The following is a 16,733-nucleotide window of genomic DNA, read 5'->3' as shown; positions in this document are numbered from 1 at the left end:
CGCCATAATGAGACCGTGAGCCGGGACAGCGACGAGGTCGACCGCATCGTCGACGCCTGGATCCGGCAGCGTCCCGACCTGGATTTTTCGCCCCTCGAGGTGCTGTCCCGGGTGGCGCGACTGTCGCGTCATCTCGACATCGCACGCAAAGAGGCGTTCCGCCGCAGCGACATCGAGTCATGGGAATGGGACGTGCTCTCGGCGCTCCGTCGTGCCGGCGAGCCCTATCAGCTCAGTCCGAAGCAGCTGCTGCAGCAGACCCTCGTCTCCAGCGGCACCATGACCAACCGCATCGACCGTCTCGTCGCCCGCCGCTTCGTGCGGCGAGAAGCCGATCCCGGAGACGGACGGAGCATCCTCGTGACCCTGACCGATGACGGCCGCGTGCGCGTGGATGCCGCCATCACCCGCCTCGTCGATGCCGAAGCGCTCCTGCTCGAGGGCCTCTCGCGCGGCGACCGGGAGCGCCTGGCGACGTTGCTGCGCAAGCTCAGCCTCGGGTTTGACGCATGAGCGGCCCCGTGACGTCGCCGTCGCGCTGGCGGGGCGTGCGCACCTGGTTCGATGTGCGCTTCCGCTCCCCCGCCGCGATCTACGGCCTGATCGTCTTCGCCGCGTTCGTGACCATCGCCGACGACCACGCCGAGACGGTGGGCGAGGTGCTGCTCAGCGCGTCGAGCTCGCTCGTGGTGTTCTTCATCGCCCACGTCTTCGCGTATACCCTCACCCAGCACGCGGAGCACGGTCTGCGCCACGCCACCGCCGACGGCATCCGTCATGGCGTGGGCATGCTGTACGCCTCGGTGCCGTTGGTGCTGGCGCTGGTGTTCGCCGATGCGGCGGGGATGTCGGTCGACGACGCGTCCGAGCTGTGCGGGTGGGCGACCTTCGTGGTGCTGGGGATCCTCGGCTATTTCGCGTACGCGCGGCGCAGGGCGCACCTGGTGATGCGCCTGCTCGGCGCGTTCGCGACCGCATGCCTGGGCCTGTTCATCGTCGTGCTCGAGTACGCGGTGCACTGAGGCCGCGGGCCGCCGCCCCTTCGTGCCGGAAGGGCATTCCGGGAACGCAAATCGGATGCCGCGGCGCCGGTCCTGCGCACCCGGAATCCCCTCCGCTCGCGGCGCTCACGTTCCCGGCGGTGTGGGGCTCAGCCGATCGCCTCGGTCAACTCGAACCACTGCGTCTCGAGCTCGTCGCGCTCGGATTCCAGCTCCGAGATGCGCTGCATCTCCTTGCCGAGGCCGACGTAGTCCGCCTGGTCGTGACCGGCGAGGGCCGCCTTGGCCCTGTCGATCTGCTGCTGCAGCTTCTCGATGCGTCGCTCGGTGGCGGAGGCCTCCTTCTGCGCCGCGCGCAATTCCGCGCCCTGCAGACCCGGCGTTGCTGCCGCCGCGCCCGACGGTGCGGGCCGCGAGGGCTCGGCATCCTGGATCGCCCGCAGGCGCAGGTACTCGTCGACGCCGCCGGGGAGGTGGCGGAGCTTGGTGTCGAGGATCGCGTACTGCTGATCGGTGACGCGTTCGAGGAAGTAGCGGTCGTGCGACACGACGATGAGGGTGCCCGACCACGAGTCGAGCAGGTCTTCCATCGCGGCGAGCATGTCGGTGTCGAGGTCGTTGGTGGGCTCGTCGAGGATGAGCACGTTCGGCTGGTCGAGGATCACCAGAAGCAGCTGCAGGCGCCGCTTCTGTCCGCCCGAGAGGTCTTTCACCGGTGTCGAGAGCTGGGCGCTGGAGAACCCGAGTCGCTCCAGCAGCTGCCCAGGGGTCAGCTCCTGCGCCTTGGATCCGGTCCCGAAGGCGTAGGTGGTGCGCAGGTTCGAGATCACCACGCGCACCGGGTCGTTCAGGTGCTGGTCGAGTTCGTCCAAGCGCTGGGTCAGCGTCGCGACCTTGACGGTCTTGCCGCGCTTCACCCGCCCGGTGGTCGGCTCGAGCGAGCCGGTCACCAAGTTCAGCAGCGTCGACTTCCCGGCGCCGTTCACCCCCAGGATGCCGGTGCGCTCCCCCGGCGCGATGCGCCACTCGACGTCTTTCAGCACGACGTGGTCGCCGTACGAGACGCCCGCGTCGAGCAGGTCGACGACGTCTTTGCCGAGGCGCGCGACGGCGAGCGACTGCAGGGCGACCTTGTCGCGAATCTCGGGCACGTCGGCGATGAGCTCGTTCGCCGCGTCGATGCGGAACTTCGGCTTCGACGTGCGGGCGGGCGCCCCACGGCGCAGCCACGCGAGTTCTTTGCGGGCGAGGTTCTGACGGCGTTGTTCGATGGATGCCGCCTGGCGGTCGCGCTCGACCCGCTGCAGGATGTACGCGGCGTACCCGCCCTCGAAGGGCTCGACGATGCGGTCGTGCACTTCCCACGTCGTGTTGCAGATCTCGTCGAGGAACCACCGGTCGTGCGTGACGACGAGAAGGCCGCCGGCGCTCGGGGCCCAGCGCTTCTTGAGGTGTCCGGCGAGCCACGTGATCGCCTCGACGTCGAGGTGGTTGGTGGGCTCGTCGAGGAACATGACGTCCCAGTCGCCCGAGAGCAGCTTCGCCAGCGCGACGCGGCGGCGCTGCCCGCCCGAGAGGTCGCCGAGGCGCGCGTCCCAGGCCAGGTCGCCGAGGAGACCTGCGATGACGTCGCGCGTGCGCGCGTCGCCCGCCCACTCGTGCTCGGGCCGGTCGCCCACCACCGCGTGGCCGATCGTGTCGTCGTCGTCGAGGGTGTCCTGCTGGTCGAGCACGCCCACGGTCACCCCGCCGCGTACCGTGACGCGCCCGCCGTCGGGTTCGCGGATGCCGGCGAGCATGCCGAGCAGGCTCGACTTGCCGTCGCCGTTGCGGCCGACGATGCCGATCCGATCGCCCTCGTTCACGCCCAGCGAGACGGAGTCGAAGACGACCTTGGTCGGGTATTCCAGGTGCAGGGCTTCGCCCCCGAGCAGATGTGCCATATCCGTCCCAGGCTACGCGGTGCCCGGACGCCCGGCATCCGCCGGTTCGAGCGACAAGACCCGCCGCGGCCGCGAGACGGCATCCGGCTGACGTCTCTGCTGCAGCCGCGTGCAGTCTCGCGGATGCCCGACCCGGGCGCCGCACCCGCGAAATGCAGCGGGGCCGCCCGGCGAACCGGACGACCCACCCGACCGAAACCACAGCGGGGCCGCCCGGCGAACCGGACGACCCACCCGACCGAAACCACAGCGGGGCCGCCCGGCGAACCGGACGACCCCGCGAGAAACGAACGGCTCAGAAGCCGTTGGCGGCGAGCCACTCCTTGGCGATGTCGGCCGACGACTCCTGGTCGACGGTCGACTTGACGTTGAGCTCGACCAGGCCCTCGGGCGTGAGCGCCGCGCTGACCTTGTTCAGCACGTCGGACACCTCGGAAGCGATGTTCGAGTTGACGACGGGCACGACGTTCGACGCGAGGAAGAGACCCTCGGGGTCGGTCAGCGTCACCAGGTCATCGGTCTGGATGCGCGGGTCGGCCGTGTAGACGTTCGCGACCTGGATCGTGCCGGCGACGAGGTCGTCGACCGTCGTCTCACCGGTGGGCGAGAACTGGACCGTCACGCCGTAGGTGGACTGCAGTCCGGTGGGGCCGTAGGGGCGCTCGGCCAGCTCGGCGTTGCCGCCGAGGGTCAGGCCCGAGGTGACCTTGGCGAGGTCGGCGATGCTGGTCAGGCCGTTCGCCTGGGCGAACGCCGAGGTCACGGTGTAGGAGTCCTGGTCGGTGGCCTCGGACTGGTCGAGCACCTCGAGACCCTCCGGCAGCGCCGCGGGCAGAGCGCCGTAGACCTCTTCGGAGGTGCGAGCCGTCGTCTCGGCGTCGAAGAACTGCAGCAGGTTGCCCGTGTACTCCGGGAACACCGATACGGTTCCGTCTTCGAGCAGCGGGATGTAGGCGTCGCGCTGACCGATCTGGAACTGGCGCTCGACGTTCAGGCCGGCGCCCTCGAGCGCCTGCGCGTAGATCTCGGCGATGATCTCGTTCGAGTAGTACGCCTGCGAGCCGACGACGATGGTGTCGGACGAAGCCGAGGCGTCTCCGCCGCCGTTGCTGAGGGGGTCGCTCGATCCGCCGGCGCAACCGGCGAGGGTGATCGAGGCGACAGCGAGGCCGGCGAGAACGCCGAGGCCCTTCCGGGTTCGTGCTGTGAACATGGGTGCTCTCTTTCTGGTGAACAGGGTTCGGGTGGGTCAGGGAGTCGCCGGCGGCGCCGTCGGGGCGCCCACGGCGATGGTCTCGGCGCGACGCTGCCGGGCGGAGCGGCGCTGGGGCTGGGAAACGCCGGCGGCGCGGATGCCACGGGGCACGACGAGATGCTGCAGCAGGGCGAACAGCCCGTCGGTGATCAGCGCGAGCAGGGCGACCAGGATCGCGCCGCCGATCAGGATGTCGAAGCGGCGGAGCGGGATCGCGGCGATGATGTACTGCCCCAGTCCGCCGAGTCCGATGTAGGCGGCGATCGTGACGGTCGCCAGCACCTGCAGCGTGGCCGCGCGGATGCCGCCGACGAGAAGGGGGAGCCCGAGGGGCACTTCGATGCGCCAGAGGATCTGCGTCTCGGTCATGCCCATCGAGCGGCCCGCGTCGATGACACGCCGGTCGATCGCCTCGAAGCCGGTGTATGCACCGGCCAACAGCGAGGGAATGGCGAGGATGACGAACGAGATGACCGCCGCCTCGGGTTTGTGCAGCACACCCAGCAGCAGCGTCAGCAGGATGAGCAGGCCGAAGGACGGGATCGCGCGCGCCGCGCCCGAGATCGCGACCGCGGTCTCGCGGCCCTTGCCGGTGTGACCGATGTACCAGCCGAGCGGGATGGCGATGGCTCCCGCGATCAGGATCGAGATGAGCGTGTAGAGCAGCTGCACGCCGATCGCGACGGGGATCGAGTCGAACTGCCCCGGATCTCCCGAGAAGATCCAGGCGATCGCTTCGCCGACGAGGTTCATGCCTTCACCAACGTCCGGTTGCCCTGGCGCGACACGGTCTTCGCGCCGCGCGTCCAGGGCATGAGCAGGCGCCCCGCGATCACGAGCAGCAGGTCGATGACGAGCGCGAGCACGACGACCGCGACGACGCCGGCGAACACCTCGGGGATGATGCGCCGCTGAAGTCCGTTCGTGAACAGGTAGCCGAGGTTCTGGATGCCGACCAGGATGCCGACCGTGGCCAGGGCGATGGTGCTCGCCGAGGTGACCCGCAGACCCGCCAGCACGACGGGACCGGCGAGCGGGAACTCCACCGCCCAGAACCGTCGGAACGAGCCGTAGCCGATCGCCGTGGATGCCTGGCGCACCCCGGCATCCACGGAGTCCAGACCGTCCGCGACCGCGCGCACGAGGATGGCGACGGCGTAGATGGCGAGGGCCACGATCAGATTCGTCTCGCTGACGATGCTGTACCAGCCGGTGACGACCGGCACGAGGATCAGCAGAGCGAGCGAGGGGATCGTGTAGAGCAGGCCCGTGATGGTGATGACGCTGCTGCGCACGAGCCGGTAGCGCCACGCCACCCACCCGAGCGGGATGCTGACGATGAAGCCCGCGATCAGGGCGATGAGACTCTGGCGCAGATGCACCAGCGTCAGATCCCCGATGAGCTCGAGGTTGTTCCCTACCCAGTTCACGGGCGGGTGTCCTCCACCAGGGCGCCCTGCGTGCGACCCTCGGCATCCACCACGACCGTGCCGTTCGCGGTCTGCTTGAGGTGCAGCGCGCGCTTGCCCTTCACGGCCCCGATGAAGCTCGCCACGAAGTCGGATGCCGGGTTCTCGACGATCTCGCTCGGGGTGCCGACCTGCGCGATCTTTGCGCCCTTCTCGAGGATGACGACCTGATCGCCCAGCAGGAACGCCTCGTCGATGTCGTGGGTGACGAAGACGATGGTCTTGCCGATGTCGTTCTGCAAGCGGATCAGCTCCTGCTGCAGCTCGTCGCGCACGATGGGGTCGACGGCGCCGAACGGCTCGTCCATCAGCAGGATGTTGGGGTCGGCCGCGAGGCCGCGGGCGACGCCGACGCGCTGCTGCTGACCGCCCGAGAGCTGACTCGGGTAACGGTCGGCCATGGCGACGTCGAGTCCGACGGTCTTCATCAATTCGAGGGCGCGGGCGCGGGCCGTCTTGCGGTTCTGGCCCTGCAGCACCGGCACCGTCGCGATGTTGTCGGCGACCGTGAAGTGCGGCAGCAGGCCGGAGTTCTGCATGACGTAACCGATGCTGCGGCGCAGCTGCACGGCGGGCCTGGCCCCGATGTCGTCGCCGTCGATCGCGATCGTGCCCGACGAGGGCTCGACCATGCGGTTGATCATGCGCAGCAGGGTCGTCTTGCCGCAGCCGGACGAACCGACGAACACCGTGGTCTTGCGCGACGGGATGACGAGGTGGAAGTCATCGACGGCGCGGGTGCCGTCGGGGAAGACCTTGGAGACGGCCGAGAACTCGATCATGGGGTGAACCGACCTCAGTCGGAGACCACGATCCTGCGGTCGAAAGCGACGTAGCCGGCGAAGTCCTTGCCCACACGCTCGACCGCGCCCGGACGCAGGTCGGGGTACGACCAGGCGCCGTCGGTCAGCTCCGCGCCGTCGAGCGAGATGTTCCAGTACTGCGCGGCACCCTTCCACGGGCACGTGTACGGCGTCGGGCTCTGCTGCAGGGCCCCCTCGCGCACGGCCTGCGGCGGGAAGTACCAGTTGCCCTCGATCGAGGCCAGGTCGTCGCGGTCGGCTTCGGCGATCACGACGCCGTCGAGCGTTGCCTTCATGGGATTCCCCCTCCGTGGCCCCCGCGGGCACGGCACCCGTCGGCGGCGGACCACTCTCGGTCGAGGCTAGCGAGGCACCCATCGCGCAATCCGAACATTGCCCCGTATGTCGACCTGGGCTATGGTGCCGCGGCGCGAGGGCCCCGGCCCTCACCCGAGCGACCTCCGCGGGGCGATCGACCCCGCGTGCGCCGTCTCGCACCGCGCGCGCCGTCGCTGCGCCCGTCGAGCGGCGCGTCCACGGCATCCCGCCTACCGGCCCGTCGGGGAGGACGGAACCGGCCGCCGGAGTCAGACCACGCGGGCTCCCGGCACCGGCCCATGCACGTGCAGCGCCACCAGACCCGCCGCACTCAGGGTCACCTGCAGATCGATGGCGGAGGCCTCGTCGGCAGCGAGGAAGGCCAGCGTGGGACCGGAACCCGAGACCAGCCCCGCGAGCGCGCCCGAACTCTCACCGCGTTCCAGCACGGCCGCCAGGTCGGGACGCAGGTGCAGAGCGGGCGCCTGCAGATCGTTGCGCAGTGTCGCAGCCAACATCTTCGCGTCGCCCTGGCGCAGGGCGTGCAGCACGTCGGGGTCGACCGCCGGCACGCGCGGTGCCGGGCCGATGTCGACGGCGTGGCGCTCCCGGTGCGCGTCGAGCTCGCCGTACACGACCGGCGTCGACATGCCGACCTCGTTCGGCACGAGCACCCAGTCGAACCGCCCGCGGGCGAGGGCCGGGCTGAGCTCGTCGCCTCGCCCCGTTCCCACCGCGGTCCCCCCCATCAGGGCGAAAGGCACGTCGGCCCCGAGGCGAGCGGCCAGACGGGCGAGTTCGCTCGTGGGCATCCCGAGCCCCCACAGCGCGTCGCAGGCGACGAGGGCGGCGGCCGCGTCGGCCGATCCCCCACCCATACCGCCGGCCACCGGAACGGACTTGCGAACCGAGAGGTGCGCGCCGCCGTCGATGCCGGCGGTCTGCGCCAGCAGCCTCGCCGCGCGGATCGCGAGGTTTCTGTCGTCGGTGGGCACGCCCTCGACGTCGACGGGCCCGCGCGCCGACACCGCGAGCGAGAAATCGTCGGCGGGCGTCGCCGTCATCTCTTCGTACAGCGACACCGCCTGAAACGCGGTGGCGAGCTCGTGGTAGCCGTCGTCTTGCACGTCTCCGACCTCGAGGAAGACGTTGATCTTGCCCGGCGCGCGGACACGCACGGATGCCGGGGTGTGCGGCGTCATCTGCTGGCCCCTCTCTCCGCGCGCCCGGCGGGAGCGGCGTGTGCGAGACTGATGCTTCGGTCCGCGTCCTCCCGATGCTCGCCTGGCGGTACGGGCAGGTCCGGGCCGGAGCGAGCGATCTGAGTCACTCTTCGACAGTAGCGCTCCGCTCCCCGACGTTCGCCGCCGTCGCCGAAACGTCTTCGAAACCCCGCAACCGTACGGTGACGGGATCCCGTCCCCCACCCCCGAGGAGGCAGCATGCGCCCGATGGTCCCCCTGTCGATCGACGCCGACCCCTGGCGCGCCCTGCTGTCACGCCCCGACATCCGGATGCACGACGGCATCCTGCACATCGTCGACGACACCGCGACGCCCGCCCTGGCCGAGCGCGACGACCTGCTCACGGCCGCCGCAGCCATCGAAGCCGCGGGCGTGCGCGTGCTGCTGGTGCGCGACGCGAACCGTCGCCCGAAGCTCGTCGTCGACACCGCCGACGCCGAGGCCGCCATCACCGCGCTGCACGACCCCGAGCTCGGTCCGGTGTATCTCAAGGCCCGCGGCGAAGACCCGGTGCCCGCGCACAGCGTGCGCCCCTCGGCCGGCTCGGTGCAGGCCTTCGCGGTGTTCCGCCCGCGCACCTCGACAGAGGGCTCCTACCGCTACGGCTCATCGCTCGCTCCCCGCCTCGAACTGTGGCGTTTCGGCGAGAAGACGATCGAGGCCCCGCGCCCCAGCGCCCTCAGCCGCCGGCGCTTCGCCGCAGCCGACCTCGATCTCGTCGAAGTGGAACGCTACGGACGCCGCTGGACGACCATCTCGGGCATGTTCGACCCGCACCCGAACGAATTCACCGCCGACGTCGACATGGTGTTCTCGTGGGTGGACGGTTCGTCCAGCGAATTCCAGCGCCAGCGCGCCGCCCGCATGAAGGGGTACGTCGTCGGCGACGGCGACGACAACGCCGCCCGCTATCGCCAGGTCGACGAGCTGCGCTACGCGCTGCGGAGCGTCCACATGTACGCCCCCTGGGTGCGCCGCATCTTCATCGCGACCGACTCCCCCACGCCCGAGTGGCTCGCCGACCACCCCAAGGTCACCATCGTGCGCAGCGAGGAGTTCTTCGCCGACCCGTCGGTGCTGCCCACGCACAACTCCCACGCCGTCGAAGCGCAGCTGCATCGCATCCCGGGTCTCGCCGAGCACTTCCTCTACAGCAACGACGACATGTTCTTCGGTCGGCCCGTGACCCCCGAGCTGTTCTTCAGCGGCGGCGGCGTCAGCCGCTTCGTCGAGAGCGGCGTGCGCATCGGCAGTGGCCCGGCGCACATCGATCGCTCCGGTCACGACAACGGCCTGCGCGTCAACCGCGCCCTGCTCAAGGAGCGATTCGGGCGCGTGATCACCCTCGACCTCGAGCACTGCGCGACGCCGCTGCGCCGCTCGGTGGCGTTCGAGCTCGAGAAGGAGTTCGCCGACGACTACGCCCGAACCGCCGCGAGCCGCTTCCGCTCGGCCACCGACATCTCGGTCACCAACAGCCTGTACCACTACTACGCACTGGCGACCGGACGCGCGATCGTGACCACCGAGCCGCGCACCCGCTACGTGCAGACCACGCAGCTCGACTCGCTGCGCACCATGGAGCGCCTCGTCTCACGACGTGACACCGACATGTTCTGCCTGAACGACGGCAGCGTTCCCGAGATCCCCGAAGAGGTCCGGGTTCCGGCGCTCCGCGCGTGTCTGGAACGGTACTTCCCGGTCGCGGCACCGTGGGAGAAGCCGGCGCTCAGCGCAGGATCGGCAACGGCGTCGTCGGCGGCGACACCCGTCCGCTGAGATCGCGCGAGGTCGGCACGACCAACCCGGCCTCCCGCAGGCGTCGCTGCGACTCAGCGGCATCCACGTATTGAAGGGCCTCGGCGGAACCGAGGGGCACGACCGAGTGCACGACCGTCTCGTCGTACACGTGCACGATGTTGAAGCCCTGCGCCGCGTCCTGCGGGCGCGTGCCGCCCACCGGGACCATCAGATCCTGCGTGTAGCAGGTCGCGGACGCCACCGAGACGGGGATGCCGGCGAAGGTGGCGAACGTCGAATAGTGCAGGTGGCCGGCGAGGATCGCCCGCACATCGGTGCCGCGGAGCACGGCGGCGAGGCTCCGCTGGTCGCGGAGCTCGACGGAGGCGGCCAGGTCGAGCACGCTCGGCACCGGCGGGTGGTGCATCGCGAGGATCGTGCCCAGCGGCGCGGGAGTGGCGAGCACGTCGGCCAGCCACGCCAGCTGCGCGGCGGTGACCTCACCGTGGTGCGCGCCCGGCACAGACGTGTCGAGGGTGACGATGCGCAGGCCGTCGAACTCGTCGACCCGGTCGACCGGCGCCGTGGGGTCGGCGTCGTCGCCGGGCAGCAGGCTGGCGCGGAAGGCCGTGCGGTCGTCGTGGTTGCCCATCACCCACACCACGCGCGTGGCGAGGCGTTCGGCGAGCGGCTCCACGAGGGCGCGCACGCGCTCGTAGGCGTCGGCCTCTCCGAAGTCGGCCAGGTCGCCGGTGAAGATCAAGGCGTTGGGGCGGATGCCGGACCCCTCGATCGCCGCGACCGCACGGGCGAGGTACGCCTCGGAATCGACGTCGTCGTAGAGGGGCGTGCCGCCGGCGCGCAGGTGCGTGTCGCTCAGGTGCAGCAGCACGCGTTCGGCACGGGGGTATTCGGAGTAGCGCATCTCGAGTTCCTTTCGGGCCGTCGGGCGCGGCCTCGTCACCGGCGTGATGCTCCCGGTGCCTCGAAATGTTACAGACATGTTTCGCGAACGCGCGATGAACACGTCGAGAATTCACCCTGACGCGTCACGCTCGGTAATGCGGGGCTCCGTCCCCGCGTCGCCCTCACCACCGGCGCGGCGCGGCGACGGGGCCGCCGGCGAGCACAACGGCAGGAATCTTCCCCGACACGCCGCCTCCGCACCCCGCCGAACGGCGCGCCGCACGGAAACACCGCAGTTGTGCACCGGCCCGCGGGACCACCCGCGAGCACAACGGCAGGAATCTTCCCCGACACGCCGCCTCCGCACCCCGCCGAACGGCGCGCCGCACGGAAACACCGCAGTTGTGCACCGGCCCGCGGCGCCCACCGCCCCGAGACCACTGGCGAGCACAACGGCAGCAATCTTCCCCGACACGCCGGCTCCGCACCCCGCCGAACGGCGCGCCGCGCAAAAACACCGCCGTTGTGCACCGGGGCCGCACACCGCACACCGCCCCGAGACCACCCGCGAGCACAACGGCAGGAATTTCCCCGACATACCGCCTCCACGCCCCGCCGAACGGCGCGCCGCACGAAAACACCGCCGTTGTGCACCGGCCCGCGTCACGGCAGCGCCCGCCGGCGGGCAGGCGGCCGCGTCAGACGGCGGCGATGCGGGCGTAATCGTCGACGGTGAGCTGCTCGCCGCGCAGCGTCGGGTCGACACCGGCGCTCTCGAGCACCGCCGACGCCGCGGCCGCCGAGCCGCCGAGCACCCCCGACAGCGCCTGCCGCAACATCTTGCGGCGCTGCTGGAACGCGGCATCCACGATCTCGAAAGTCCGGAGCCGGTGCTCTTCGGTGCCGCGAGGCTCGGCATCCCGGTCGAAACCGACGAGCACGCTGTCGACATTGGGGACCGGCCAGAACACCTGCCGTGACACCGTTCCCGCCAGCCGCCATGAGCCGTACCACGCGGCCTTCACGCTCGGGGCGCCGTAGATTTTCGACCCGGGAGGGGCGGCGAGTCGCTCCCCCACCTCGGCCTGCACCATCACGACCCCGCGCTGCAGGTACGGAAAGGTCTCGAGGAAGTGCAGCAGCACCGGCACCGAGACGTTGTACGGCAGGTTCGCGACCAGCACGGCCGGCTCGCCCGGCAGCTCGTCGACGCGCAACGCGTCGGCATCAATGACGGTGAGGCGATCGGCGGGCACGTCGTGCGCCGCGGCGGTCGTCGGCAGACGCTCGGCCAGACGGTGGTCGATCTCGACCGCCACCACCGAGGCTCCCGTCTCGAGGATCGCCAGCGTGAGCGAGCCCAGCCCGGGACCGATCTCGACGACCCGATCGGATGCCGTGACACGCGCAGCCTGGACGATCTTGCGCACCGTGTTGGCGTCGACGACGAAATTCTGCCCGAGCTTCTTCGTCGGGGTGACGTCGAGGTCGGCGGCGAGCCGGCGGATCTCGGTGGCGCCGAGCAGCGAAACGGGCATTGTTCCACTGTAGTCAGGGCGCCGCCGTAACCCCTCCCCGCGGCGCGGGAGTAGCGTAGGCGGGTGAATCACACGCAGTCCATCCCATCCAACGCCTTCACGCTCCGCAGCCCATATGGCCGCCGGGCCATCGGGCTGTCCGTCGCCGCCGCCGTGGGCGGGTTCCTCTTCGGATTCGACTCCTCCGTCATCAACGGCGCCGTCGATGCCGTCGAGAGCAACTTCGAGCTGACGCAGGTGCTCACCGGCTTCGTCGTCGCCGTGGCTCTGCTCGGTTGCGCGGTCGGCGCGGTCGTCGCCGGCGCGCTGTCGGACCGCTGGGGTCGTCTGAAGGTCATGCTGCTGGGCGCCGTGCTGTTCTGCGTGTCATCCATCGGCGCCGCGCTCACCTTCAGCGTCCCGGATCTCATCCTGTGGCGCGTGATGAGTGGCCTCGGTATCGGCATCGCCTCGGTCGTCGCCCCGGCCTACATCGCCGAGGTCGCACCGCGCCAGATCCGCGGTTCGCTCGCCTCGCTGCAGCAGCTCGCGATCACTCTCGGTATCTTCGGCGCGCTGCTGTCCGACGCGGTGCTGGCGAACAGCGCCGGCGGCGCCGCGAACGAGCTGTGGCTCGGCATGGAGGCCTGGCGCTGGATGTTCCTCGTCGGTGTCGTTCCGGCGGCGGTCTACGGCATCCTGTCGTTCACCGTGCCCGAATCGCCGCGTTTCCTGCTGGCCAGGGGCAAGGTCGACGAAGCCCGTGCGATCTTCGCCCGGCTGGTGCCCCCGGCCGATCTCGAGAAGACGATGAAAGACCTCACGCAGGCGATCGAGACCGACCGGAAGAACGCGAACGTCTCGTTGCGCGGACCCGTGCTCGGCCTTCAGCGCATCGTCTGGATCGGCATCATCCTGTCGGCGTTCCAGCAGTTCGTCGGCATCAACGTGATCTTCTACTACTCGACGACCCTGTGGAAGGCGGTCGGCTTCCAGGAGAGCGATTCGCTGCTCATCTCGGTGATCACGTCGGTCACGAACGTCCTGGTGACGCTCGTGGCGATCTTCCTCGTCGACCGCGTGGGTCGCAAGCCCATCCTGCTGACCGGTTCGGTGCTGATGACGGTGTCTCTGGCGGCGATGGCTCTGTCGTTCACCTTCGCGCAGGGAAGCGGCGACGACGTCTCGCTTCCCGCCCCGTGGGGCACGGTCGCGCTGGTCGCGGCGAACCTGTTCGTCGTCGGCTTCGGCGCCTCGTGGGGCCCGTTGGTCTGGGTGCTGCTGGGCGAGATCTTCCCCAGCCGCATCCGCGGCAAGGCGCTGGGTGTCGCCGCGGGTGCGCAGTGGATCGCGAACTTCGCCATCACGGTGTCGTTCCCGGCGATGTCGAGCTGGTCGCTGCCGCTGACCTACGGCATGTACGCCCTGTTCGCGGCGCTGTCGTTCTTCTACGTCGCGTTCCGCATCCCCGAGACCAAGGGCATGGAGCTCGAGCAGACCGAGACCCTCTTCGTCGACAAGCCGAAGGCCCGAGCGAAGGCGTGACGGATGCCAGAAGGCCGGCGCCCCGCGGGGTGCCGGCCTTCTGCGTGTCGGTGTGGAGCCGGCGCGTTCACAACCTCCGCGATCCGCACGAAGTCAGTGGCATCCGGGGCCACGCGACGGAGGATGTGCACATCACGGAGGTTATGCACGCGGCATCCCGGCCTGCCCGCGACCTCAGCGATAGGCGCGGCGGCATCCGCCCGGTCGGAGCTGCGGGCGCGGCGGCATCCGCCCGGTCGGAGCTACCGGCGCGGCGGCATCCGCCCGGTCAGGCTACCGGCGCGGCGGCATCCGCCCGGTCGGAGCTGCGGGCGCGAAAGTCAGTCCTCGAACGGGCCGTAGACCTGCTGAGTGTTCGCGGCGACCTGCGCGGCGAGCTCGTCGGCGTCGACGCCCCGCTCGGCCGCGAGGAACCGCAACGTCACGGGGATCAGGTACGGCGCGTTCGGGCGGCCCCGATAGGGCGCCGGGGTGAGGAAAGGCGCGTCGGTCTCGACGAGGATGCGCTCGAGCGGCGTGACGGCGAGGGCGTCGCGCAGGTTCTGCGCGTTCTTGAACGTGACGTTGCCCGCGAACGAGAGGTAGTACCCGCGGTCGGCGGCGATGCGCGCCATATCGGCGTCGCCCGAGAAGCAGTGGAACACCGTCTTGTCGGGCGCACCGACACGCTCGAGCGTCTCGAGCACCGCGTCGTGGGCGTCGCGGTCGTGGATCTGCATGGCGATGCCGTGCTTCTTGGCCAGCGCGATGTGCGCCTCGAACGAGCGCATCTGCGCCGGGATGCCATCGGCCTCGGTGCGGAAGAAGTCCAGGCCCGTCTCGCCGATCGCCCGCACGCGCGGCTCGGCGGCGAGGTCGTCGATGATCGCGATCGCGGCATCCAGTTCCCCCGCCCGCTCGTACACCGGCGCCTCGTTGGGGTGGATGGCCACCGCCGCGAGCACGCGGGGATGCGTGCGCGCGGCCCACGCCGACCACCGTGAGGAATCGATGTCGCCACCGGCCTGCACGACCCCGTGCACACCGACCGCCAGAGCCCGCTCGAGCTGCGCGTCGAGCGACAGACCGGTCTCGCCGTCTTCGATCTCGAGGTGCGTGTGATTGTCGTAGACCGGGATGCCGAGGGGCTCGGGCGCCGGCGGATAACTCACATCGCGGCGACCGTCGGCCGAGCGCTCGCGCACGTACTGGCTGGGGTCGCCACCCTGGATCGTGTCGCGAGGACGCTCGACGGGGGTGGAGCCGGGGGCCGCAGCTCGGGGGGCGGACCCTTCGACAGGCTCAGGGGCCGCCGGGGGATTACGGGACGCTGCGGAATCAGGGGACGCCGAGGGCTCCGCGGACGCCGCGCGCTCCAGGGCCGCCCCGGGCTCAGAGGACGCCGCGGCGCCGGGCACGGTCGTCACGCCTGCTCGACGCGCGGGAAGAGCGGAGTGAGTGCTTCGACCGTCGCGCCAGGACGCAGCACGCCCCACGCTCCGGCTTCGCGCAACGGCTGGTCGTGCAGACGACCCAGGCCCTCGGACGCGCCCAGGGCGACCCACAGCTTCTCGGTCGAGGCGGGCATGACCGGCGACAGCAGCACCGCGAGGGCGCGCAGGCCCTCGGCCGCGGTGTACAGCACGGTGCCGAGGCGCTCGCGCGTCGCCTCGTCTTTGGCCAGGGCCCACGGCTCGTTCTCGGTGATGTACCCGTTCAGCGCGTCGACGATGGTCCAGATCGCGGCGATGGCCTCGTCGATGCGGAAGCGTTCGACGGCGGCATCGGCGTTCGCCGCGGCATCCGCCACGATCTTCTGGATCGTCAGATCGCCCTCGGTGTACTCGCCGGGTGCGGGCACGACGCCCTCGAAGTACTTCGAGATCATCGCGACGGTGCGCGATGCCAGGTTGCCGAAGCCGTTGGCGAGCTCGGCCTGGTAGCGGGCCGAGAGGTCTTCCCACGAGAACGAGCCGTCTTGGCCGAACGCGATCGCCGAGAGGAAGTAGAACCGGTACGCGTCGGAGCCGAACACGTCGGTGATCTCGGTCGGGGCGATGCCGGTGAGCTTCGACTTCGACATCTTCTCGCCGCCGACCAGCAGCCAGCCGTGCGCGAAGACGCCGCGCGGCACGTCGAGACCGGCCGCCATGAGCATGGCGGGCCAGATGACGGCGTGGAAGCGCAGGATGTCTTTGCCGACCACGTGGAATGCGGGCCAGCGGCGGGCGAACTGCTCGGGGTCGTTGCCGTACCCCACCGCCGTTGCGTAGTTGAGCAGCGCGTCGACCCACACGTAGATGACGTGCGCGGGATCCCAGGGCACGGTGATGCCCCAGTCGAATGCCGAGCGCGAGATCGACAAATCCTTCAGCCCGCTGCGCACGAACGACACGACCTCGTTGCGGGCCGACTCGGGCCGCACGAAATCGGGCTCGGTCTTGTACAGCTCGAGCAGGCGGTCCTGGAACTCGCTGAGCTTGAAGAAATAGTTCTTCTCCTGCAGCAGCTCCAGCGGCTTCGAGTGGATGGCGCAGACCTTCAGCCCCTCGAAGGGCCCGGTGCCGTCGACGATCTCCGCCTCGGGCTTGAACTCCTCGCAGCCGACGCAGTAGAGCGCCTCGTACTCGCCCGCATAGATGTAGCCACGGTCGAACAGCGCCTGCACGAACTGCTGCACGCGCTCCTCATGGCGGGGCTGGGTCGTGCGGATGAAGTCGTCGTTGGCGACATCGAGGGTCTCGAGCAGCGGGAACCACGACTCGGTGACGAGCTTGTCGACCCACTCCTGCGGCGTCACGCCGTTGGCGGCGGCGGCACGCAGCATCTTCTGGCCGTGCTCGTCGGTGCCGGTCAGCATCCAGGTGTCGTCGCCCGCCTGGCGGTGCCAGCGCGCGAGCGTGTCGACGGCCACGGTCGTGTACCCGTGCCCGATGTGGGGCAGATCGCTGGGGTAGTAGATCGGCGTCGTGATGTAGAAGGATCGGCCGGAAGTCACTGAAGGATTCTACGG

General features: G+C 70.1%; 15 protein-coding genes. 4 read left to right on the top strand and 11 right to left on the bottom strand.

Annotated features, from left to right (window positions below):
- The first annotated feature begins 15 nt into the window (after positions 1 to 15).
- Positions 16 to 513, top strand: a complete 498-nt coding sequence (locus tag QE410_RS06265; RefSeq protein WP_307329396.1) for a MarR family winged helix-turn-helix transcriptional regulator — start codon at positions 16 to 18, stop codon at positions 511 to 513.
- Positions 510 to 1,022 carry a hypothetical protein gene (locus QE410_RS06260; protein WP_307329392.1) on the top strand — a complete coding sequence of 171 codons (513 nt, stop codon included), beginning with the start codon at positions 510 to 512 and terminating at the stop codon, positions 1,020 to 1,022. Before QE410_RS06265 ends, QE410_RS06260 begins: the two co-directional genes overlap by 4 nt.
- A 128-nt stretch (positions 1,023 to 1,150) precedes the next feature.
- Here the strand turns inward: QE410_RS06260 and QE410_RS06255 are convergent, their stop codons facing one another.
- The 7 genes from QE410_RS06255 to QE410_RS06225 all read right to left on the bottom strand — a co-directional run bounded on the left by QE410_RS06255 (position 1,151) and on the right by QE410_RS06225 (position 7,991).
- Positions 1,151 to 2,944: an ABC-F family ATP-binding cassette domain-containing protein gene (locus QE410_RS06255; RefSeq protein ID WP_307329389.1), complete on the bottom strand. Its 1,794-nt coding sequence runs from the start codon at positions 2,942 to 2,944 to the stop codon at positions 1,151 to 1,153.
- Between the two features lie 295 nt (positions 2,945 to 3,239).
- On the bottom strand, positions 3,240 to 4,157 hold the full coding sequence (locus tag QE410_RS06250) for an ABC transporter substrate-binding protein (protein ID WP_307329386.1): 918 nt from the start codon (positions 4,155 to 4,157) through the stop codon (positions 3,240 to 3,242).
- Between the two features lie 36 nt (positions 4,158 to 4,193).
- A complete protein-coding gene (locus tag QE410_RS06245) occupies positions 4,194 to 4,952 on the bottom strand; it encodes an ABC transporter permease (RefSeq protein ID WP_307329383.1) in 759 nt (252 codons plus the stop codon).
- The gene (locus QE410_RS06240) at positions 4,949 to 5,629 is read right to left on the bottom strand and encodes an ABC transporter permease (RefSeq protein WP_154923959.1); all 681 of its coding nucleotides are present in this window, start codon (positions 5,627 to 5,629) and stop codon (positions 4,949 to 4,951) included. Before QE410_RS06240 ends, QE410_RS06245 begins: the two co-directional genes overlap by 4 nt.
- Positions 5,626 to 6,450, bottom strand: coding sequence for an ABC transporter ATP-binding protein (locus tag QE410_RS06235; protein ID WP_307329378.1), 825 nt, complete (start codon positions 6,448 to 6,450; stop codon positions 5,626 to 5,628). Before QE410_RS06235 ends, QE410_RS06240 begins: the two co-directional genes overlap by 4 nt.
- A gap of 14 nt (positions 6,451 to 6,464) precedes the next feature.
- Positions 6,465 to 6,767, bottom strand: a complete 303-nt coding sequence (locus QE410_RS06230; protein ID WP_307329376.1) for a DUF427 domain-containing protein — start codon at positions 6,765 to 6,767, stop codon at positions 6,465 to 6,467.
- 291 nt (positions 6,768 to 7,058) lie between these two features.
- Complete coding sequence (locus QE410_RS06225) at positions 7,059 to 7,991, bottom strand: 4-(cytidine 5'-diphospho)-2-C-methyl-D-erythritol kinase (protein ID WP_307329373.1); 933 nt, start codon at positions 7,989 to 7,991, stop codon at positions 7,059 to 7,061.
- 240 nt (positions 7,992 to 8,231) lie between these two features.
- Here QE410_RS06225 and QE410_RS06220 point away from each other — a divergent pair, with 240 nt between their 5' ends.
- A complete protein-coding gene (locus QE410_RS06220; RefSeq protein WP_307329368.1) occupies positions 8,232 to 9,812 on the top strand; it encodes a stealth family protein in 1,581 nt (526 codons plus the stop codon).
- Here the strand turns inward: QE410_RS06220 and QE410_RS06215 are convergent.
- Both QE410_RS06215 and rsmA read right to left on the bottom strand, forming a co-directional pair.
- Entirely contained in the window at positions 9,763 to 10,698 is a 936-nt protein-coding gene (locus tag QE410_RS06215; RefSeq protein ID WP_307329365.1) for a phosphodiesterase, read from the bottom strand. The two genes, QE410_RS06220 and QE410_RS06215, sit on opposite strands and share 50 nt — an antisense overlap.
- A 679-nt stretch (positions 10,699 to 11,377) precedes the next feature.
- The gene (gene rsmA / locus QE410_RS06210) at positions 11,378 to 12,217 is read right to left on the bottom strand and encodes a 16S rRNA (adenine(1518)-N(6)/adenine(1519)-N(6))-dimethyltransferase RsmA (RefSeq protein WP_307329362.1); all 840 of its coding nucleotides are present in this window, start codon (positions 12,215 to 12,217) and stop codon (positions 11,378 to 11,380) included.
- Positions 12,218 to 12,280: 63 nt separating this feature from the next.
- Here rsmA and QE410_RS06205 point away from each other — a divergent pair, with 63 nt between their 5' ends.
- Positions 12,281 to 13,741 (top strand): sugar porter family MFS transporter, encoded by a 1,461-nt coding sequence (locus QE410_RS06205; RefSeq protein ID WP_307329359.1) that lies wholly within the window; start codon positions 12,281 to 12,283, stop codon positions 13,739 to 13,741.
- 320 nt (positions 13,742 to 14,061) lie between these two features.
- Here QE410_RS06205 and QE410_RS06200 read toward each other — a convergent pair whose 3' ends face one another.
- Positions 14,062 to 14,952, bottom strand: coding sequence for a TatD family hydrolase (locus QE410_RS06200; RefSeq protein ID WP_307334371.1), 891 nt, complete (start codon positions 14,950 to 14,952; stop codon positions 14,062 to 14,064).
- Between the two features lie 191 nt (positions 14,953 to 15,143).
- Positions 15,144 to 16,718 carry a methionine--tRNA ligase gene (gene metG / locus QE410_RS06195; RefSeq protein WP_307329356.1) on the bottom strand — a complete coding sequence of 525 codons (1,575 nt, stop codon included), beginning with the start codon at positions 16,716 to 16,718 and terminating at the stop codon, positions 15,144 to 15,146.
- Positions 16,719 to 16,733 lie beyond the last annotated feature (15 nt).

This window comes from Microbacterium sp. SORGH_AS_1204, from assembly GCF_030818935.1.
Classification (GTDB): domain Bacteria; phylum Actinomycetota; class Actinomycetes; order Actinomycetales; family Microbacteriaceae; genus Microbacterium.
Note: the sequence above shows the minus strand (reverse complement) of the source record. Positions and strands in the feature narration are given on the sequence as shown.